Genomic DNA, 16,987 nt, shown 5'->3' with positions numbered 1-16,987 from the left:
TTGTACCTCGGTCGCGCCCGTCAGCACTGGCCACCGTATTGCCTGATGGCCGCTGAAGCCTCACACACTATTGCATCAGCCATCAAACGAGTAACGCTGGATAATTCCAGTGTAATTTTTTACCCGGTGGTTTGCTCCGCCCAGAGACTTCAAGACCAAGTCATCGTATATCTTCAATATTTCGTCAAGCCGATTGTATTCGGCTATATTTTTTTCATATTGGGTGGTCGTGCCCATGGTCAGTGTTCTGATCGCTTTCATCTCAAAGATGTCTGACCTCTCATTAACGGAACGTAGCAAGTTCGAAAAACAGAGTGGAGTCGCCATTGCAATAGCCAAAAGGGTGAGCAGTGCGTTGTACTCCCCGTCCTCCAGAACCTTTAAATCGTCGGATTTGAGGCTAACTTTGATCAAACGATAGACATTCAGAAATCGAAGTGCACGTCGAGGCGATGCCCCCATGAACCGCGCCAGTTTTTGCAGCGTTTGCGTCTCGCCTTCGGTGAGGCGCATCGGTTCCGACGCAACACCTTCAACATTGACGACCTCGACCGGGAGAGGCATATCAGGAACCGGAACAACACCGTTCATCGACTCCGCGTTCTTTATTCTTTCCAGTTGGCTCTTCAAAAACTGCTCACTCGATGCACTGTCCATTGGGCGCATCCAATAGGGTATCTGGAAGATTTTCTCCAAGTAATCAGACACAGACGCGGTCTGAGATTGCTCTTCATTACCCGTCATCAAATTCGGGTAACGCTCAAGCAATGCCTTGCGCACCCAACGCACATCTACAGCAACCATGACCACAAACAACGGGAAAGTAAGCAGCAGATGCACAGCCTGCAGTACTTCGACGACCTTATCCGGTGGGCAACGATCCAGGTCGTCGATGTACAGCGCAATACGTTTGAACGATCGAACTTCATCGGGTGGTTGTGTTGCAGCGGCACGCAACTTCTCGATGTCACTCTCCTCCAGTAGCCCGCCATTGGCTTCCAGAAACGCCTCCATCTTCGCTACGAATGCCTCTCGCTCTGCCTCGACCGACTCACGAAGACTGCTCGCCTCAGCCACATTGAAGGCCAGCTCTTCGAAATCCTTGCGTACTGTAGCGATCAACCCAAGGTGCTGCGCATAGTCACCGTCAGTCGCACGAGCGCGAACAAACTTCTTCAAACGCCCCGCACCGGTTCCCTGAGAGAAATCGTGTGTTGCGTGAGCCAACTGTTCACTGGTGACTTGCACCAAGGCCTTGGCCTCATCGACGGCTGCATTCATCCTCGCCAGATCTTGGCTTGCCACCTTAAATGTCCCTTGCTCCTTGGCAAGCCGACGATTGATGACGTCATCCAGTGCCTTCTTGCCCGACTCCAGCTTCTCCAGTGCGCCGCGAATTTTGCCCCAGACGTAACGCAGGCGCGCAGTGACAGCTGTCACTGCAACACTCAACAGGATCAGATCTTCATGCAGGCTGCCTAACGAAGGAACCTGGTTTTTTAGCACTGTCAGTCCTGTCGCAATCCATGGCAATGCCAACACGAGCCCCGTGAAAACGCCCACGCTCCTCCAACTCAGTAATTGAGACTTGTAACCGCTGGCGAGCAATTTCGCCCTTACGGTCTCGTTGCGCAGAGCATTGGATACCTCTTGAAAGTCTTTGACGTCCACAGCCAATGTGTCGATCCCAAGCAACTGCATGGCGCTCGTCATCTGGTTTTTTGCAGTTTCAACCTCTTCATCTTTATTTTCGGCGCCCAATATTTTGCTCAGCGTTTTAAAATAGATCATGGGCGAAGAAACAACTTTTGCGTGAGCATCTTCCAGTTCTTTACGAGCCTTGAGCAGTTGTTCGGCGGCCGCACGTTGGTCCCGGCGGCGCCGAACCAATTCCTTCGCCGCATCCAGCGTCAACATTCGAGAAGTTGATAAATGCTCGAGCAAAGGGTCGCGTACCTCAGGATTGTGCTTCGTGTACCAGCGATCCAGTTCAATGAACAAATGGTTGACCAGACTCGCCCACAGATTGGTTTCTGCGTAGTGCCAAGCATTGAATCGAATCTGTACGACATCCGTATGGAAGGCTTTAGAACCCGCTTCGGGTGCTTGGACGCTTGGTTCTCCCTTGATCAAACGCTCGATGTGCTGATAGATCAGCCGCATGAAAAATGACTTTCCGCTGCCCCAGTTGCCAAATAATCCGATGGCTAGAGGCGGAGTGAAATCCTTGGCTACGGCAAGGCGTGCAAAAGCTTTAGCTTCATCGTTGGCACCCAGGCGATCGTCTAGATCAGTTGCCCAAGGATCATCATTCTGAGTAATTACAATGGAGGTAGTGGCTGGGCGGCTGGTAGGCTTTTCCTGGCCCGAGACAAAGACCTGCGCCACCTCCTCCACCTCATCGGACACCTGAAGTGGTGGATCTTTTCGAGGTTCCTCTGATACTGCGGAAGTTTTATTCGATGCCGTCTTGGACTTTTCACGTACAGGTTGCAGGGTTTCTGGTGCTCGATAAAGATTTTCAGGCGGAATACGCTGCCTTGAACGCTGTCCCTCTAATGGGTCCGTTTGGTGCCGGTAAGTCGAACTTTCGTCGGGCCTAGTCGAGTTCGTGTCACGCTTTTGCAAGCTCTCGTCAGGTCTTTTCGAATTCTCGTCACGCTTTTGCGAGCTCTCGTCAAGTTTTTTCGAATTCTCTCTTTTGTTATCCATGACACGCTCCAGCTCGTACGAGCAACCCAAGAATAGATTTGGTGAATAGGTCAAAAAACGCTAACGTCCGGCAAAGCGCAGACGTGACAGCTGGCGCAAATCCCCTTCGAGGTAGTAATCGTTGGTCCAACTGTCGTCTATCGCCAATGGACTCACCTGCTTCAACGCCAGTTTCTTCGCGAAATAACGAAAGCGGTAATGCTCGTAGAACCGCAGCAGTTCCAGACCATAGCGGTCGGCAAGATCGGTGTCGCCGCGAATGATCAGGTAGTTTTCGTCATTGCCGTTACTGGCCGAAGCGCTGAGGTTGTGGCTGCCGCTGATGATCGTCGGCGTGTCCGTGGTGAAGTCAGTGACCACGGCTTTGGTGTGCACCAGCAGATTGCCCTTCTGACCTTTCATGTTCTCGCGCAGCCAGCCTTCCAGCCCGGTGTTGAGCAACGCGGTGGCGGCAAACTCGGCGCTGCGGTCGGCATGAAATCCAGTGATGCGGCTGGCCGTGTTCTGCAGGCCATACCGCAAAATGTCGTCGTGGGGCTGGCCAAGCAAGGCGTTGAGAATTGCGTCGGGCAGCGAGAACGCCGTGACGAACAGCACGTCCTTTTTCGCCGTGCCGATGATCCGCACAAACTCCTGCAGATCCGCGCCGCCGGTGCGCGGTGAAAACCCGGCGAACAAAGGTTGCTGCGGATTCATCGGGTTGTGTTCAGTCACCCAGTCGCGGGTTACACCGACATCATCCGGCTGCACCCAGATCTGCTCGAACATTTGCAGATAACTGGCAGCAACCGATTCGTCGTCCAGCACATGCACCACATTGGCCTGACGATAGACCCCGTTGGCGGTGAAGTTGGTGCTGCCACACAGAACCGCTGCAGGCTGATGCTCGCCGCTGCCATCGACGCGACTCAGAACGATGAACTTGTTGTGAAAGATGTTATGGGTCACCCGCCCGAGTTTGCTCGCGAGCGGCAGCGCCGCCAGACTCGCTTGGTTGATCGTGGTGTCTTCGTCATCCAGCCGCGCGTGATACAGCACCCGCACCTTTACGCCCCGCGCGAATGCCGCGTTCACCGCCTCGATGATCGCCTGCAATTGGTATTCATAGATGGCAATGTCCAGCGCCCATTGCTCGTCGACGGCGCGCTCGATAAAACCCAGCAAGCGCCCGAGCAAGCCGTTTTCCAGCCACTGACGGGCCGCATCGGGCCAGGCTTCGATGGGCATGTTTTTGTTGGCGCTGATCTGTGCGTCGAGATCGGGAAACTTGCGCTGGAATGCCTGACTGGCGGCAACGGCGCGATTGAAGATCACGCTTTGGTTGCTCGGGTGACCGTCATCGGAAGTGATCGTCAGCTCCAGCGATTCACCCAACTGCACGGCGTCGGCAGAGCCGTAGGCCAGGTGCACACGATAGTGAAGGGTCATGCCCGGATTGACCGCGTAATCAGCCCAGCGAAATTTCTGCAGCGGAGCGGTATCGCTCGGTGTGGCGTGGAACTGCGCAAAGGTGTGCGGCTTGCCGGGGAAGGTCAGGCTGTTAAACAGAAACAACCAGGGTTTGGCGCCCTGCTGCTTTTCGATGGCAAACCCCAGCAGGCCTTTGCGCCGGGGCTCGGCCAGATCCATGGCGAGCAGCACGCCGTTGGTGCCGGCGTAGGCTTTGACGCGGAAATCGTCTGCGGGATTTCTGACCAGTACGCGCATCGCTCACTCCTTGTGATTGGGGCTGGGTGCAGCATAGAGCAGGGATGCGGGTTTGAGTGTTTAAATGAAAAACCGAGGAGATGCCTTCGCGAGCAGGCTCGCTCCCACATTTGAACGCATTCCAGGGTGGGAGCGAGCCTGCTCGCGAAGACGTTCGAACAATCGCCGAAAAGCTCAGAGAGAATTCAGCTCATCGATATGTCGATACTCTGACCCCAACGCCTCGGCCAGATCCCGCGCCCGGCCCAACCGGATCGGCCCGCGCTCGATATCGATCAACAACCCCGGACACGCCAGCGTCGGCAATCCCGACCACTGTTTCAAACGCCCATCGGTCACCACCAGCAACCGCTGCTGCTCCGCAGGAAAACGCTTGCGCCGCACCGCCAGCCATTGCTCGGCCTGCATCAGTGCCGCCATTAACGGCGTGCCGCCGCCGGCACCCAAAGTCTCCAGCCAGACGCGCAAGCCGCTCGACGCCTTCAACCCTTGCATCTGCCATTTCGGCGCCGCGCCACTGGCCGTCAACAACGCCAGGCGCGCACGTTGGCGGTAAGCGTCATCGAACAGTTGCGCGAGCAGGCCTTTGGCATCGCTCAAAGCCTGATGGCGCCGTGTCGAGGCCGACGCATCGACGATGACCAGCCATAGTTCATGCGGCGAGCGCGTGCGCAGTTGAAACAGCAGATCCTCACGCCCCCGAGGACGCCCGTTGAGCAACGTGCCCGGCCAGTTCACCGTACCGCTGCGAGCGACATGACGCTTGCCTTGGCGTCCGTTGTCCAGTCGTCCGGCGCGGGGTCTGGCATTCGCCCCCGCGTCGGACCGGGGGCGAATGCCTAAGGCTTTTTTGGCCAGCTCGGCACTTCACGGCGAGCGCCCGTGGCGAGCGCGGGCGCCGGCATGTCACCCCACTGGCCCTGCCCTTCGCTCGGCGAAGCCTGAGCCTCGGCGGGTGATTGTGCTGACTGTTGAGGGCTCGATGCCGGTTGCTCACGACGACGATGGCGCAGGGCAAACTCGGCCACGGCGTCGATATCTTCTTCACCAATCACCTCAGCCCCGCGCCATGCAGCATGAGCCCGGGCGGCGCGCAACCAGACCAGGTCGGCACGCAGACCATCGACCCCGGCGGCAAAACAGCGCTCGGTAATCTGTGCCAGCGACACGTCGTCCAGCGCTATGTTTACCAAGGCAACGCGAGCGGTTTCGCAGCGAGTACGCAGGGCTTGTTGCTCAGCTTCCCACTGCGCGCAGAACACATGCGGGTCGCTGTCGAAATCCAGTCGCCGGCGAATGATCTGACCGCGTTCGGTCGGTGCGGTGTGGCCACTGAGGGCGACGTTCAAGCCGAAGCGGTCGAGCAACTGAGGACGCAACTCGCCCTCTTCCGGATTCATGGTGCCGATCAGTACGAAGTTCGCCGAATGCCGATGGGAAATACCGTCGCGCTCGATCAGGTTGGTGCCGCTGGCGGCGACATCGAGCAGCAGGTCGACGAGGTGATCTGGCAGCAGATTGACTTCATCGACGTAGAGCACACCGCCGTCAGCCTTGGCCAGCACACCCGGCGAAAACTGCGCACGCCCCTCACTGAGGGCAGCGTCGAGGTCGAGGGTGCCGACCAAACGTTCTTCGGTGGCGCCCAGCGGCAAGGTGACGAATTGACCACTGGCGAGAAGATCGGCCAGGCCACGGGCCAGCGTGGACTTGGCCATGCCACGCGGGCCTTCGATCAACACACCGCCGATTTTCGGGTCGATGGCGGTGAGGCACAGGGCGAGTTTCAAGTCATCGGCGCCGACCACGGCGGAGAGCGGGAAATGTGGTGTGTCGGTCATTTGGGTTTTCTCTGTCGTGGTCGTGGGTGTACTTGGCATTGTGGGGTGTCAGTTGGGGTGGCCCTCTCCCAGAGGGAGAGGGAACTGACCGAGTTGCTTTTGCAAGGTACGCCGACCTGAATTATCGAGTTGACTTCGATTCTGAACAGCACACAAATCGGCTCCCTTTCCCCCTCGCCCCTTGGGGGAGAGGGCTGGGGTGAGGGGGTGACTTTCCTGAGGACGCTACATATCTTCCTCAATATCCAGCAGCAGATTCTCCAGCGCCTCTTTATAAGCCCCCGGCTCCTGCCACATCCCCCGCTGTTGCGCCTCAAGCATGCGTTCGGTCATATCCCGCAGCGCATGCGGATTATGCTCGCGAACAAATTCCCGAGTCGCCGGATCGAGCAAATAAGCATCCGCCAACAACGCGTACTGGTGGTCATCGATCAACTGCGTGGTGGCATCGAACGCAAACAGGTTATCAACCGTCGCCGCCATTTCAAACGCACCTTTATAGCCGTGCCGCTTGACCCCGTCGATCCATTTCGGATTAGCCGCCCGCGAGCGAATCACCCGGTTCAGCTCTTCTTTCAAGGTGCGAATCTTCGGCAGATCCGGCTGGCTGTGATCGCCGTGATAACTGGCCGCCGCTTCGCCGCGCAGGGTTTCCACGGCGGCGAGCATGCCGCCCTGGAACTGGTAATAGTCGTTGGAATCGAGCAAGTCGTGCTCGCGATTGTCCTGATTTTGCAACACCGCTTGCACCTGACTCAGGCGCTGCACGAATTGTTCACGGGCGGCGGTGCCTTCGTCGGAACCGCCGTAAGCGTAGGCGCCCCAATTCAGATAAACCTCGGCCAGATCGTCGCGGCTCTGCCACAAACGCCCGTCGATAGCGCCCTGCACGCCCGCACCGTAGGCACCGGGCTTGGCCCCGAAGATTCGCCAACCGGCCTGACGCCGCGCCGTTTCTTCATCAAGACCCGATTGCAGCAGAGCCTCGCGCTCGGCGCGCACTTTTGCCGCCAGCGGATTGAGATCGTCCGGCTCGTCCAGTGCCGCCACTGCTTGCACAGCGGCGTCGAACAGGCGGATCAGGTTGGCAAAGGCATCGCGGAAGAATCCGGAGACTCGCAGGGTGACATCAACGCGCGGGCGGTCGAGCAGGCTCAGCGGCAGAATCTCGAAATCGTCAACGCGCTGACTGCCAGTGGCCCACGCCGGGCGCACGCCCATCAGCGCCATGGCCTGGGCGATGTCGTCGCCGCCGGTGCGCATGGTCGCGGTGCCCCACACCGATAATCCGAGCTGACGCAGGTGATCGCCGTGGTCCTGCAGGTGACGCTCGAGAATCAACGTCGCCGACTGGAAACCGATGCGCCATGCGGTGGTGGTCGGCAGATTGCGCACGTCGACCGAGTAGAAATTGCGTCCGGTCGGTAGCACGTCGAGGCGACCACGGCTGGGCGCGCCGCTCGGGCCGGCGGGGACGAAACGACCGCTGAGGGCGTCGAGCAGGCCGCGCATTTCAGCGGGGCCGCAGGCATCGAGGCGTGGGGCGACGACTTCGCGCAGGTGGTCGATGATTGCACTGACTTCAGCCCAACGCGGTCCGTGTAGGAGTGAGCCTGCTCGCGATGGCGGTGTATCAGGCAAATCTGTATCGAATGACACTCCGCTATCGCGAGCAGGCTCACTCCTACAAGGGGATTGCAGCGTCTGGAAGATCAGTTCAGTGGCGAACAATTCGAGGCGTTCGCGGGTGTCGCCGGCGGTGCGCCACACCTCGTCGCTTTGAGATTGCAGCTCTGCGGGACGCGCGCCTGTCCATGGATCAGCCAACGCACAATCCAAAGGATCGAAACCGAGTTCGAATGCTTTGGCCAGTGCGCGCAGCAGACTCGACTGCGCGCCCTTCCCGTCTCCGCGCGGAATACGCAACAACGCCAACAACGTATCAATGCGCAATCGCCCGCTCGGTGACTCGCCAAAAATGTGCAAGCCATCGCGAATCTGCGATTCCTTCAAATCACACAAATAGGTATCGAGACGCGGCAACCAGATCGCCGCGTCGGCGTCGCTGTCCATCCCGGCGTCGAGTTGCAGTTCGCGGTCGATCTGCGTGTCCCGCACCAGTTGCAGAATGTCGCGCTGCAACTCGCGGGCGCGACGCGGATCGAGCAACTGCGCTTCGTAATATTCGTCGGCCAGCAGCTCCAGATTGCGCAACGGCCCATAGGTTTCGGCGCGGGTCAGCGGCGGCATCAGGTGGTCGATGATCACCGCTTGCGTACGCCGCTTGGCCTGGGCGCCCTCGCCCGGGTCATTGACGATAAACGGATAGATGTTCGGCAGCGGCCCGAGCAATGCGTCCGGCCAGCAGTTTTCCGAAAGGCCAACGCCTTTGCCCGGCAGCCATTCGAGGTTGCCGTGCTTGCCGACGTGAATCACGCCGTGGGCGCCGTAGGTGTTGCGCAACCAGAAATAAAACGCCAGATAACCGTGCGGCGGCACCAGATCCGGATCGTGATAGACCGCGCTCGGATCGACCTGATAACCGCGCGCCGGCTGAATGCCGACGAAGGTCAGGCCGAAGCGCAGACCAGCAATCATCATCCGCCCGTCGCGGCACATCGGATCGTTTTGCGGCGGGCCCCAGCGTTCGACAACGGCGGCGCGATTGGCCTCGGGCAGCGCATTGAACATCGTCAGGTACGCGTCCATCGCCAGGCTTTGCTGGCACGGGCGCAGATCAATCGTGTCGAGATCGTTGCTGACGCCGCCGAGCAATTGCTGGATCAACTCGGTGCCGCTGCCCGGCAGTTCAGCGGTGAGCGGATAGCCCTCAGCCTGCAACGCGCGCAGGATATTCAGCGCCGCCGCCGGCGTGTCGAGACCGACGCCATTACCAATGCGGCCATCGCGAGTCGGATAGTTGGCGAGGATCAGCGCAATGCGTTTTTCGCCATTCGGCACCCGTGCCAGATCGATCCAGCGCCGCGCCAGTTCCGCGACAAAATCCATGCGTTCAGGCTGCGCGCGGTAGCAGACCACATCGGACTGGCTGCGCTCACTGCGCCAGGCCAGATCCTTGAAACTGATCGGCCGGCTGATGATGCGCCCGTCGAGTTCCGGCAAGGCAATGTGCATCGCCAGATCCCGTGGCCCCAGACCTTGCTCGCTGTCACGCCAGCCGGGCTCGTTGTCCTGCGCGCAGATCGCCTGAATCACCGGAATATTGCGGCGAAACGGCCGCAGATGCGGCGCTTCAGGGCTGGACTGAGCGAATCCGGTGGTGTTGAGAATCACCCCCGCCTCGACTTCATCCAGCCAATCCTCGACCACCGCCAGGCAGCCGGGTTCTTTCAGACTGGCCAGCGCGATCGGCAGCGGATTCAACCCCGCTGCCTGCAAGCGCTGGCAGAAAACATCGATGAACGCGGTGTTCGCCGCTTGCAGGTGCGAGCGGTAAAACAGCACCGCCGCCACCGGGTTTTCCGGCAGCCATTCGGCTTGCCAGTCACTCAGTGCGGCACTGGTTTTGTTCGGGTGGTAAATCGCCGTGCGCGGCAGGGTTTGCGGTTCTTCCCAGGCGTAATCGCGGGCGAGCCAACGGCTGGCCAGACAGCGGAAGAAATCCAGCGCATTGCCCAGGCCGCCCTGTCGCAGGAATTGCCAGAGCCGGTCGCGATCTTCGGCGTTGACGGTGCTCAAGTCGCTGAGCTCCGGATCGGGACGGTCATCGCCCGGTACCAGAATCACCTGCACGCCACGTTCGGCCAGCTCGACCAAGCGCTCGACGCCATAACGCCAATAGGCAATGCCGCCGTGCAGCGAGATCAGAATGACCTTGGCGTGACGCAGCACTTCGTCGACATACAGATCGACCGAAGCGTGATTCTGCACCTGCATCGGATTGGCCAGACGCAGGCTCGGATAATCTTCCGGCAACTGCTGCGCGGCTTCGGCGAGCAGCGCCAGGCTGGAGTCGCCGCTGCACAGGATCACCAGCTCGGCGGGGGTTTGGCCAAGGTCGGCAATGTTGTCATCCGAGACGAAACCGCCGGGCTGAGTCCTGAGCAGGTGCATGGTTAAACGCTGAGCGCAGCGCGCAGTTGCGCTTCGAGTTGGGCGGCGTCGAGTTCCTGGCCGATCAGCACCAGACGCGTGACGCGCGCTTCCTCGGCACCCCACTGACGGTCGAAATGCTTGTCGAAACGCGTGCCCACGCCCTGGATCAGCAAACGCATTGGCTTGTTCGGAATGGCCGCAAAGCCCTTCACGCGCAAGATGCCGTGCTTGACCACCAGTTGCGTCAAGGCGTCGAGCAGCAGGCTTTCATCAGCTTGCGGAAGTTCGATGGAGATCGAATCGAAGGCGTCGTGATCGTGGTCATCGTGGTCGTCATCGCCTTCACCGTGGTGGTGATCATGGTGGCTGTGGCGGCTGTCGATGTGTTCTTCGGAACCGGCGCCGAGGCCGATCAGCACGTCCAGCGGCAGACGACCGTTGCTGGCTTCGATGATTTTGACGGCGGGCGGCAATTCTTCGGCGACTTCTGCGCGAACGCGAGCGAGGTCTTCCGGGCTGGTCTGATCGGCCTTGTTGAGGATGACGAGGTCGGCGCTGGCCAGTTGGTCGGCGAACAGTTCGTGCAGCGGCGATTCGTGATCGAGGTTCGGGTCGAGTTTGCGCTGCGCATCGACTTGATCCGGGAACGCGGCGAAGGTGCCAGCGGCTACGGCCGGGCTGTCGACCACGGTGATCACCGCGTCAACGGTGCAGGCGCTGCGGATTTCCGGCCACTGGAACGCTTGCACCAGTGGCTTCGGCAGGGCCAGGCCCGAGGTTTCGATGAGAATGTGATCGAGGTCACCGCGACGCGCGACCAGTTCACGCATCACCGGGAAGAATTCTTCCTGAACGGTGCAGCACAGGCAGCCGTTGGCCAGTTCGTAGACGCGGCCGGTGGCTTCTTCTTCGGTGCAGCCGATGGTGCATTGCTTGAGGATTTCACCGTCGATGCCCAGCTCGCCGAACTCATTGACGATCACCGCGATGCGACGGCCTTGGGCGTTATCGAGCATGTGCCGCAGCAGCGTGGTTTTGCCCGAGCCGAGGAAGCCGGTGACGATGGTGACGGGGAGTTTGGCCAGTGTTTTCATCGGTATGCCCTTTGGCAAGCGGCGGGCATACGGGACGAGAACCGGCCACGCGCGTGCGCGCCGGAAGCGTTCGCCACCGGATCACCCCGCCCGGTTGTAGTGAGAATCTGTGACGAGGCAGGTCTCCTGGCTGACGGTGTTCAGGCATTGGGCCTGGCGTTGGCTGCGCCTTCCCGCTGGCTCATCGATTGAGCTGGCAGTGGCGTGGCAGCGAACATCACCGTTCACAGTTGCGGGGGCAGCCGCGGCATTGACCGCGTTCCCTTCTTAGCTTCGGCAACGGCCGAAGAACCTCGAAAGCGCAAGGCTACGCATGGTGTGGTTTTGGGTCAATGCTTTGGGGGTTTTGGATTGGGGGCATATCCGTTGCTGCGGGTGCTGCTTCTGGCGGTTTCGCTCTTACAGCGAGTCCCTTTTTCAAACGCCAAAAAGGAACCAAAAGGCTTTGCCCCGGCGTACGGCACTTCGCTGAGGCTCAGTGTTCCCTCGCTACGGTGTCCATCCGGGGGCATCGCCTACGGTTTGCTTCGCTGCACCTCCTCTCGATGTGTGCGGCTTCGCCGCACGGCGCTACGCGCCTACCCCCGGATGAACACCTTCGCTCGGCCTGCCGAAGGGGCAAAAGATCAAAAGCCAAAGCCAAAGCCAAAGCCAAAGCCAAAGCCAAAGCCAAAGCCAAAGCCAAAGCAGGATCAAAAACCAGATCAAGAGCCCCTCACCCTAGCCCTCTCCCCAAGGGAGAGGGGACTGACCGAGGTGTTTGGGAGAGCTACGCCGACGTGCGATACCGAGTTGAACTCAAGCTTTGAAAAGCCCAAAAATCGGCCCCCTCTCCCTCGGGAGAGGGCTGGGGTGAGGGGAAGCACCACCACAAATCCAAAGCCGACCACGCCCCGCTCTTCACCACTCAATAGGCCGAGTGTCAGCTCGCCTGCTCTTGATCTTGACCCACGGGCGACGTCGGAAGGCTGAGTGGAGGGATTGATCCGGGCGTGGGAGCGTAGCGACCGTTTGGCGCAGCCAAACACAACGAGAGGAGGTGCAGCGAAGCAAACCGTAGGCGCTGCGCCCGGATCGATCCCGGAGCGAAGGAACCCCGAGCCCCAGCGAGCGGGCCGCACGTAGGAGCAAGCCTTTTTGGTTACTTTTTCGGCGTCTGGAAAAAGTGACCCGCCGTAAGGGCGGAACCCTAATCAGCCACACCCGCAGCAACGGATATACACCCAAAAATTGACCAAAACCCCACCCCCATGCTCTCCTACACACCTTGTTACGGGTGCCCTTCACAGGGTGAAACGGGAAACCGGTGAATCATGTGCTTTACTCAGAGCCATGTCAGTCCGGTGCTGCCCCCGCAACGGTAAGCGAGCGAAGCGTCAAAACCACTGTGTCTGTACGGCATGGGAAGGTGACGCTTGCAGGTCGGCCTGACGCCAACCCCTCGTGAGCCCGGAGACCGGCCCGCAACACACAGCCCGCACCTTGTGCGTCGCTGAACATAACAAACCCGCGGTGGGCGGGCGCTGTTCGAACCTCTGCGAGCCCGACCCGCAGGGGTTTTCATGCGCTCAAATCACCCACTGACATTCCAGAGGGAAGCGCCATGTCGATCATCAGCAGCACCGGCAGCAACACGGACAAAATCGCCAGCACCACCACCCTGAGCCAACGCCTGGCCGCCGCGATCTTCGCGTCGATCCTCGGCGCCAGCCTGGTCTACTTTGCCGGTTTCTCGCACATCGAAGCGGTGCACAACGCCGCCCACGATACCCGCCACAGCGCCGCGTTCCCGTGCCACTGAGACCTGTCGACATGATCAAGCGTATTGCGCAAACCGCAGGTTTCACCGGTCTGCTGGCCGCCCTGCTCCTCACCCTGCTGCAAAGCTTCTGGGTGTCGCCGCTGATCCTTCAGGCGGAAACCTTCGAGAAAGCCGAACCGGTCGCTGAAGTTCACGAACACGCCGCCGGCACCGCTGCGCACACCCACGATGCTGAAGCCTGGGAGCCGGAAGACGGTTGGCAGCGCGTGGTTTCGACCACTGGCGGCAACCTGGTGGTGGCGGTGGGTTTCGCCCTGATGCTCGCGGGCCTGTACACCCTGCGCGCACCGACCAAAACCTCCCAAGGCTTGCTCTGGGGCCTGGCCGGTTACGCGACATTCGTACTGGCACCGACGATGGGCCTGCCACCTGAATTGCCGGGCACTGCCGCTGCTGATCTGGCCTCACGCCAGATGTGGTGGATCGGCACGGCCGCGTCGACCGCTGTCGGCCTGTCGTTGATTGCGTTCAGCCGTCACTGGCTGATGAAAATCCTCGGCGTGGCCATCCTTGCTGTGCCGCACGTAATCGGCGCACCCCAGCCGCAAGTGCATTCGATGCTCGCTCCCGAGGCATTGGAAGCTCAGTTCAAAATCGCTTCGCAGTTGACCAACGTGGTGTTCTGGCTGGCCCTCGGCCTGATCAGCGCCTGGTTGTTCCGCCGCAAAAGCGATGGCCAATACCACGCATGACCGATGACAGCGCAGCGCCGACCTTCGTGATCGGCCTGGGCTGCCAGCGCGGCTGCCCGGCCAGTACGCTGCGCGCGTTACTTGATCAGGCGTTACAGGCTCATCGGATTGAGCTGCAAGCAGTCAAGGCCTTGGCCAGTATCGACCTGAAGCGTGATGAGCCCGGTCTCCAGGAACTCGCCGCACAGCTGGCGCTGCCGTTGCTGTACTTCAGCAGCGCAGAACTGGCCAGTTATCAGGAACGACTCAGCCACCGTTCCGAGATCGCTTACGAACGTACCGGTTGCTATGGCGTCGCCGAAAGCGCCGCGCTGGCCCTTGCCGAACAGCTGATTCAGGCACCGGCAAAACTGCTGATTTCCCGGCAAAAATACGCTCAGGCCACCTTCGCATTGGCCGGCGCAGCATAAATTCCCGATAATCCTCGCCACCGATCATGAGCAATCTTCATCTGAAGCGATTGCCGTGCCCCTTTTTCACAGGATTCAACCATGACCGTCTACTTCATCGGTGCCGGCCCCGGCGACCCGGAACTGATCACTGTCAAAGGCCAGCGGCTGATTCGCAGCTGCCCGGTGATCATTTATGCAGGCTCGCTGGTACCGGCGGCGGTGCTGGACGGTCATCAAGCGCAAACCGTGGTCAACAGCGCTGAATTGCATCTGGAACAGATCATCGAATTGATCAAAACCGCGCACGCCAACGGTGATGATGTGGCGCGCGTGCATTCCGGTGATCCGAGCCTGTATGGCGCGATTGGTGAGCAGATTCGCTATCTGCGCGAGCTGGATATTCCGTTCGAGATTATTCCGGGAGTGACGGCAACGGCAGCCTGTGCGGCGTTGCTCGGCGCGGAACTGACGTTGCCGGACGTCTCGCAAAGCGTGATTCTGACCCGCTACGCCGATAAAACCGCGATGCCGGCCGGTGAGGAACTGGGCAGTCTGGCGCAGCATGGCGCGACCATGGCGATTCATCTGGGGGTTAACCATTTGCCGAAGATTCTGGTGGAACTGCTGCCGCATTACGGCGCGGATTGCCCGATTGCGGTGATTCACCGGGCGACGTGGCCGGATGAGGATTGGGTGGTGGGGACGCTGGCGGATATTGCCGGGAAGGTTGAGGCCAAAGGGTTTCGGCGTACGGCGTTGATTCTGGTGGGTCGCGTTTTGGGCAGTGAGGTGTTTAGCGAGTCATCGCTGTATCGCGCCGGGCATGCGCACCTCTATCGCCCCTGAAGGCCCCTTCGCGAGCAAGCTCGCTCCCACATTGGGAATGCGATCAAATGTGGGAGCGAGCTTGCTCGCGAAGGCTTTCTTGAATTTCAGCCATAAAAAAACGGCGCTCACGGGGCGCCGTTTTTCATGTCCGCAGCGAACACCTTAGTAATAGGCGTTTTCTTTCTGCGTGTGGTCGGTCACGTCGCGAACGCCCTTCAGTTCAGGGATTCGCTCAAGCAAGGTGCGCTCGATGCCTTCCTTCAAGGTCACGTCGGCCTGACCGCAGCCCTGGCAACCACCACCGAACTGCAGCACGGCAATGCCGTCTTCCACCACATCGATCAGGCTGACCTGACCGCCGTGGCTGGCCAGCCCCGGGTTGATTTCGGTTTGCAGGTAGTAGTTGATGCGCTCGTTGACCGGGCTGTCGGCGTTGACCATCGGGACTTTGGCGTTTGGCGCCTTGATGGTCAGCTGGCCGCCCATGCGGTCGGTGGCGTAGTCGACGACGGCGTCATCGAGAAACGCTTCGCTGAAATGATCGATATAAGCGGTGAAGCTTTTCAGCCCCAGCGCGGTGTCTTCAGGTTTTTCTTCGCCCGGCTTGCAGTAGGCAATGCACGTTTCGGCGTACTGGGTGCCAGGCTGGGTGATGAAGACGCGGATGCCGATGCCCGGGGTGTTCTGCTTGGAGAGCAGATCAGCCAGGTAATCGTGGGCGGCGTCGGTAATGGTAATAGCGGTCATGGAAACTCCTCGCAGGCTTGGGCGCAGTTTACGCCAATCGTTGCGCCGGACAAAGTCCTAGTATTTTTGTCGGGAAAGATTCTCGTCGGGCTCGTCGTCGATTCGCGCCTTGAGCCAGCGATAGCTGCGTTTTTCCACCCATTCGTAGCTCAACCAGGAGCCGACGCCGATGGCCAGCGCACACACGACAAACATCAAATACGGGTTGATGCCGTAGCGTCGCGCGATAAATCCACCCACCGACAGCACCAGAACGTGCATCAAGTACACCGAATACGAGCAATCGCCGAGCAGCTTGAGCACACGACTGCGCTCGACATAACGCTCAAGCGAGATACACGCCATCACCAGCACCGCACTCGGCACACCCCAATTGAGCAGCCTCGGCGCCGGTGCCAAATGATAAATCGCCAGCAACGCGACGACGATGGCCGCCAGTGGCAGCCACAGTCCCGCACCGATCCAGCCCCGGCGATAGAGCATGCCGATTCCGATCCCCAGCAGAAACTCATAGACGATGTCCGAACGGTAAAACTCGCTGATCCAGCCAAACCCGGTCCACGCCTGACTCACTGCAAACAGCAACGCCGCGACTACCAGCAGGCGCACCTGCAGACGGAACAGCAACGCCCAGGCAAACAGCACGTAAAACAGGATTTCGTAATTCAGGGTCCAGCCGACATTCAGCGTCGGATAGAAGCCGTAGCCGCCGGGGTTTTCCGTAGGAATGAACAGCAACGACAACAGCAGATGACCCCAGTCCACCGTTTGATCCGGCAGCAACGGCTGGGCGAACACCACCAGCAGCGCCATCAACAGCGTGTACAGCCAATACGCCGGGACGATGCGAAACAGGCGGTACAGCAGAAAGCGCGTCGGCGGCAGCGGTTTGTTTTCGGTCGAGAGGAAAATCACCAGACCGCTGATGACGAAGAAGATATCGACGCCCACCGCGCCCTTGTCGATGAACAGCTGCCCGATGGGCCCACGTGCCTGAAAGTCGAAGAAGATCTGCATGAAGTGATGGCAGACCACCGTCCACGCGGCAAGCGCACGCAGGGCTTGCACTGAAATCAACATCACCTGCTCCCGATCA

The 16,987-nt window shown here is 59.8% G+C and carries 12 protein-coding genes and 2 riboswitches; of the genes, 4 read left to right on the top strand and 8 right to left on the bottom strand.

The genetic code is table 11. From position 1 onward, the window contains the following. Positions 1–75: 75 nt before the first annotated feature. The 6 genes from CCX46_RS13225 to cobW all read right to left on the bottom strand — a co-directional run bounded on the left by CCX46_RS13225 (position 76) and on the right by cobW (position 11,410). Positions 76–2,712: a P-loop NTPase fold protein gene (locus tag CCX46_RS13225; RefSeq protein ID WP_127927105.1), complete on the bottom strand. Its 2,637-nt coding sequence runs from the start codon at positions 2,710–2,712 to the stop codon at positions 76–78. 60 nt (positions 2,713–2,772) lie between these two features. Then, positions 2,773–4,419 (bottom strand): phospholipase D-like domain-containing protein, encoded by a 1,647-nt coding sequence (locus CCX46_RS13220; protein ID WP_127927103.1) that lies wholly within the window; start codon positions 4,417–4,419, stop codon positions 2,773–2,775. Positions 4,420–4,593: 174 nt separating this feature from the next. Continuing rightward, the gene (locus CCX46_RS13215; protein ID WP_238704413.1) at positions 4,594–5,256 is read right to left on the bottom strand and encodes a vWA domain-containing protein; all 663 of its coding nucleotides are present in this window, start codon (positions 5,254–5,256) and stop codon (positions 4,594–4,596) included. Between the two features lie 2 nt (positions 5,257–5,258). Continuing rightward, the gene (locus CCX46_RS13210) at positions 5,259–6,260 is read right to left on the bottom strand and encodes an ATP-binding protein (RefSeq protein WP_127927099.1); all 1,002 of its coding nucleotides are present in this window, start codon (positions 6,258–6,260) and stop codon (positions 5,259–5,261) included. Positions 6,261–6,485: 225 nt separating this feature from the next. Further along, complete coding sequence (gene cobN / locus CCX46_RS13205) at positions 6,486–10,334, bottom strand: cobaltochelatase subunit CobN (protein WP_127927097.1); 3,849 nt, start codon at positions 10,332–10,334, stop codon at positions 6,486–6,488. 2 nt (positions 10,335–10,336) lie between these two features. Continuing rightward, entirely contained in the window at positions 10,337–11,410 is a 1,074-nt protein-coding gene (gene cobW, locus CCX46_RS13200; protein ID WP_016984348.1) for a cobalamin biosynthesis protein CobW, read from the bottom strand. 99 nt (positions 11,411–11,509) lie between these two features. Next, positions 11,510–11,721: riboswitch (cobalamin riboswitch) on the bottom strand. Positions 11,722–12,667: 946 nt separating this feature from the next. Then, positions 12,668–12,889: riboswitch (cobalamin riboswitch) on the top strand. 124 nt (positions 12,890–13,013) lie between these two features. On the opposite strand from cobW, the gene CCX46_RS13190 reads away from it, so the two are divergent. From CCX46_RS13190 to cobM, 4 genes are all read left to right on the top strand, one after another. Beyond that, positions 13,014–13,211 (top strand): CbtB domain-containing protein, encoded by a 198-nt coding sequence (locus CCX46_RS13190; RefSeq protein ID WP_122844784.1) that lies wholly within the window; start codon positions 13,014–13,016, stop codon positions 13,209–13,211. Between the two features lie 11 nt (positions 13,212–13,222). Continuing rightward, positions 13,223–13,924, top strand: a complete 702-nt coding sequence (locus CCX46_RS13185; RefSeq protein ID WP_127927092.1) for a CbtA family protein — start codon at positions 13,223–13,225, stop codon at positions 13,922–13,924. Beyond that, positions 13,921–14,334, top strand: coding sequence for a cobalamin biosynthesis protein (locus CCX46_RS13180; RefSeq protein WP_127927090.1), 414 nt, complete (start codon positions 13,921–13,923; stop codon positions 14,332–14,334). The genes CCX46_RS13185 and CCX46_RS13180 overlap by 4 nt, the downstream gene beginning before the upstream one ends. Before the next feature lie 81 nt (positions 14,335–14,415). Further along, complete coding sequence (gene cobM / locus CCX46_RS13175) at positions 14,416–15,162, top strand: precorrin-4 C(11)-methyltransferase (RefSeq protein ID WP_127927087.1); 747 nt, start codon at positions 14,416–14,418, stop codon at positions 15,160–15,162. A gap of 144 nt (positions 15,163–15,306) precedes the next feature. On the opposite strand, the gene nfuA is transcribed toward cobM, so the two are convergent. Further along, positions 15,307–15,891 carry a Fe-S biogenesis protein NfuA gene (nfuA, locus tag CCX46_RS13170; RefSeq protein WP_007912592.1) on the bottom strand — a complete coding sequence of 195 codons (585 nt, stop codon included), beginning with the start codon at positions 15,889–15,891 and terminating at the stop codon, positions 15,307–15,309. A 57-nt stretch (positions 15,892–15,948) separates the two neighbouring features. Then, a complete protein-coding gene (locus CCX46_RS13165; RefSeq protein WP_127927085.1) occupies positions 15,949–16,971 on the bottom strand; it encodes an acyltransferase family protein in 1,023 nt (340 codons plus the stop codon). Positions 16,972–16,987: the final 16 nt, after the last annotated feature.

It is taken from the genome of Pseudomonas sp. RU47, from assembly GCF_004011755.1.
Lineage (GTDB): Bacteria > Pseudomonadota > Gammaproteobacteria > Pseudomonadales > Pseudomonadaceae > Aquipseudomonas.
Note: the sequence above shows the minus strand (reverse complement) of the source record. Positions and strands in the feature narration are given on the sequence as shown.